Genomic DNA, 3768 nt, shown 5'->3' with positions numbered 1-3768 from the left:
GCCTGGATGCTGACCGCCGCGCCGTTGAACGCGATCGTCGCGGCGGTCAGCATCCAGGCCGTCTGGCGCAGCAGCGGGAACGGGATGCGCAGCCAGGTCAGCAGCAGGTCCAGCGAGAGCAGGACGCAGATGCCCGCGTCGATGCCGATCGGGAAGACCAGCGAGAAGTTCCCGAAGCCCTTCTCCAGGGCGAGTTCGCGCACGGCGGCGTACGAGCCCGCGAAGCCGATCGCTGCGATGAGCACCGCACCGGCGACCACGAGCCCGATGAGTATGCGGTGCGTGCGTGTGAGCTGCATCGCGGCCACCCGCGATCCCCTTCCCGTTTCTTCGTCCCCGGCCTCCGGTCCGGAGGCGCGCTTTCGAGTTCTGGCGGGCACAGCCTGGCACACGCGGGTGCGATGCGTCGCGCGGGGAGGGGCGAAGCCCGGTTCTCGGAGGAGGACCGGGCTTCGTGAATCCGCTTCTGCGCTGGGGTGTTGGGGCCTCGGGGGCCGGAGAGCTACTGCGTCGTCTTGTGGATCGCCTTGCCCGAGGACTTGCTCGACGCCGCCTTGTCCGAGGACTTGTGGGTCGCCTTGTCGGTCGCCTTGCCCGAGGACTCGGGGGAGTCGGGCGAGGCGCTCGCCTGCGGGCTCCCGTTGGCGTCGGCGACGGCGGCGACCGCCTCCTTGGCGGCCTTCTCGGCGCCCTTCAGGATGTCGTCGGCGGACGGGGTCTTCGCGCCCGCGTAGCCCGCGCCGTTGTAGGTCAGGGTGACGACGACGTTCCCCGTACGGGCGACGACCGTCGCGTACTTGAAGTCCTCGCCCGTCTTGTCGAGGTCGTACGTGACCCTGGTCGCCTGGTCGCCGATGCCGCTCACGGGAGTCGTGACGAGCTTCTTCGCGCCCTCGGCCGCCTTGGCCTTGGTGAGCTGCTTCGTGAGGTCGTCCCCGGCCCGGTCCGCGCCGCTGCCCAGGGCCTGGTCGGAGGCGAAGCGGGTGAAGCCGACGTCGAGCCAGCGGTACTGGGAGCCCTTGACGCCGTTGTCGTCCAGACCGTTCCAGGAGCAGCTGCCGCGGGCGGCGGTATCGCTGGACCTGCCCGGTGTGCCCTTCTTGTCCTTGGCCGCGGGGACCAGGGACTTGACCGTCTTCGCGGTGATCGACTTGCACGGTTCGGGCAGCTCGGCGTACTTCGCGGCGGCGACCGTGGCTTGCGACTTCGTCGCATCCGGCGCGGGGGACGAGGCCGAGGCCTTGTCCTTGTCGCTGTCGGAGTCCGACGAGCAGCCGGCGACGACGAGCATCACCGGAACGGCGGCGCAGGCGAGTATGCGGGTGAGTCGCGGGGCTGATCGGTGCATGGTTCCTTCACTCGGGTGGCGCGGCGTTCGGGCGGCCGGACGGTCGGTGGGCGTGGGCGCCGGCATGGTGCGGGCGGTCGGCGGGCGGTGGTTCCGGAGGGCCACGGTACGACGGACGGCAGCCGGATGCCGCCTCGGCCGGATGGGTCGCGGGGCGGCCGGCGGCGGGGCCGGACCGGCCGGGGACGGGGTTACTCGCTGAACCTTTCGACCAGTTTCCGGCCCAGTGCCTGGGCCTTCTCCTGCAGTTCCTTGCTGTCGGGGACCTCGGTGGAGAGGACCGGCTGCGCGGTGTACTGGATGGTCACGATGACGTTCGATGTGCGGAATACCACGCTCACCGTGCGGTGCTGTGCGGTGGAACCTGCCCGGGTGAGCAGATCGTCCAGAAATGCGCCGTCACCGAGTGAATCGAGGACGCGGGGCTGGAGGCTCTCGACGGTGCTGCCGTCCGTGCTGCCGTCCGTGGTGTCCCCGCCGGTCTTCCCGTCCGCGGCGGTGCTCTTGCCCGCGTCCTTGCCCGGCTTTCCGCTCGCGGTCCCGGACGGGGAGTCCGGGGTGCTGTTCCCCGTGCCGCCGGGCAGGGCGGAGGCCGAGGGCAGGTCGGCGGCCTCCTCCTTCTTCGCGTACACCGCGCGGGCGCGGTCGTCGTCGCTCACGGCCGGGTCGTACGAGACGACGCGCTCGAAGTCGACGAAGAGGCTGCGGGCGCCGTCGGGTGCCTCGGTCTTCCAGCGGCAGCCGGCCCGGCGGTCGGTGTCGTACGTGACGGCGGGCGAACCGTCGAACACCTTCTCCTGCTGGGCCTCGGGCAGTTCGGCGGCGCCGGGCAGCAGGTCCTTCAGGGTGGCGGGTGCGATGGAGCGGCAGGCCTCCGGAAGGGTGCGGTACCTGCCCGGGGGTGCGGTGGAAGAGGCCACGGCGCCGGGCTTGCTGTCGGTGGCGGAATCACCGGTTCCGGTGCCGCTGCTGCAGCCGGCCGCGAGCGCTGCAATGAGCACGGCGCCGGAGGCGTACGCCATTCGTCGCACGGTCCTGGGCTCCCTTCGTGCGAAAAACGGTTGCCGCTCGTCGGCGGCGGGTGGACACAATGTGTATCGCACGCGCCGCTGTGGATGCCGGTCGACCGATACTTTTGCCGACCTTGGCCCCGGTTTTGCGCTTTCAGGCTTATCGGGGGAATCGAGGAACTATGTCGTACGTAGAGGTGCCGGGCGCGAAGGTCCCCATCCGCATGTGGACCGACCCGGCCAAGGTCGAGGACGTCGCGATGCAGCAGCTGCGCAACGTCGCCACGCTGCCCTGGATCAAGGGCCTGGCCGTCATGCCGGACGTCCACTTCGGCAAGGGCGCCACGGTCGGCTCGGTCATCGCGATGCACGGTGCGGTCTGCCCGGCCGCGGTGGGCGTGGACATCGGCTGCGGCATGTCCGCGGTGAAGACCTCGCTGACCGCCAACGACCTTCCCGGGGACCTGACCAGGCTTCGGTCGAAGATCGAGCAGGCCATTCCGGTGGGCCGCGGGATGCACGACGAGCCGGTGGACCCGGGCCGGCTGCACGGGCTCGCTCCGACCGACTGGGACGACTTCTGGCAGCGGTTCGACGGGGTGGCCGATGCGGTCAAATTCCGTCAGGAACGTGCTACGAAGCAGATGGGAACGCTTGGGGCGGGAAACCACTTCGTCGAATTCTGTCTCGACGAGGCGGGCTCGGTCTGGCTGATGCTGCACTCCGGCTCCCGGAACATCGGCAACGAACTGGCCGCCTTCCACATCGGCGAGGCGCAGAAGCTGCCGCACAACCAGGACCTGATCGACCGCGACCTCGCGGTCTTCGTCACGGACACCCCGCAGATGGCGGCCTACCGCAACGACCTGTTCTGGGCGCAGGAATACGCGAAGCACAACCGCGCGATCATGATGGCGCTCTTCCAGGACGTGGTCCGCAAGGAGTTCAAGAAGGCCGGGGTGACCTTCGAGCCGGTCATCTCCTGCCACCACAACTACGTGGCGGAGGAGCGGTACGACGGCATGGACCTGCTGGTCACCCGCAAGGGTGCCATCCGGGCCGGCTCGGGTGACTTCGGGATCATTCCCGGCTCGATGGGCACCGGCTCGTACATCGTGAAGGGCCTCGGCAACGAGAAGTCCTTCAACTCCGCCTCGCATGGCGCGGGCCGCAAGATGAGCCGGAACGCCGCCAGGCAGCGCTTCTCCACCAAGGACCTGGAGGAGCAGACGCGGGGTGTGGAGTGCCGCAAGGACTCCGGTGTCGTGGACGAGATCCCGGGTGCGTACAAGCCGATCGAGAAGGTCATCGATCAGCAGCGGGACCTGGTGGAGGTCGTGGCGAAGCTGAAGCAGGTCATCTGCGTGAAGGGCTGAGCGTGCCGGACGGGGCGAGGGCCGGGCGGGGGCG

4 protein-coding genes are annotated in these 3768 nt (G+C 69.6%); 1 reads left to right on the top strand and 3 read right to left on the bottom strand.

Annotated features, from left to right (window positions below; genetic code table 11):
• The 3 genes from J1C73_RS33610 to J1C73_RS33600 form a co-directional block, all read right to left on the bottom strand.
• Nucleotides 1–308, bottom strand: a 308-nt coding sequence (locus tag J1C73_RS33610; RefSeq protein ID WP_207319669.1) for a DUF2637 domain-containing protein, incomplete at its 3' end; no start/stop codon positions are given.
• A gap of 194 nt (nucleotides 309–502) precedes the next feature.
• Complete coding sequence (locus tag J1C73_RS33605) at nucleotides 503–1348, bottom strand: DUF3558 family protein (protein WP_207319668.1); 846 nt, start codon at nucleotides 1346–1348, stop codon at nucleotides 503–505.
• 191 nt (nucleotides 1349–1539) lie between these two features.
• Nucleotides 1540–2370, bottom strand: coding sequence for a DUF3558 domain-containing protein (locus J1C73_RS33600; RefSeq protein ID WP_207319667.1), 831 nt, complete (start codon nucleotides 2368–2370; stop codon nucleotides 1540–1542).
• Nucleotides 2371–2540: 170 nt separating this feature from the next.
• Between J1C73_RS33600 and J1C73_RS33595 the strand changes: the two genes are divergently transcribed.
• Nucleotides 2541–3734, top strand: coding sequence for an RtcB family protein (locus J1C73_RS33595; RefSeq protein WP_207319666.1), 1194 nt, complete (start codon nucleotides 2541–2543; stop codon nucleotides 3732–3734).
• The last annotated feature ends 34 nt before the right edge of the window (nucleotides 3735–3768 follow it).

The organism is Streptomyces laculatispora (assembly GCF_017353455.1).
Taxonomy (GTDB): domain Bacteria; phylum Actinomycetota; class Actinomycetes; order Streptomycetales; family Streptomycetaceae; genus Streptomyces; species Streptomyces laculatispora.
The sequence above is the reverse complement of the archived record's forward strand: the minus strand, read 5'-3'. Positions and strand labels throughout refer to the sequence as shown.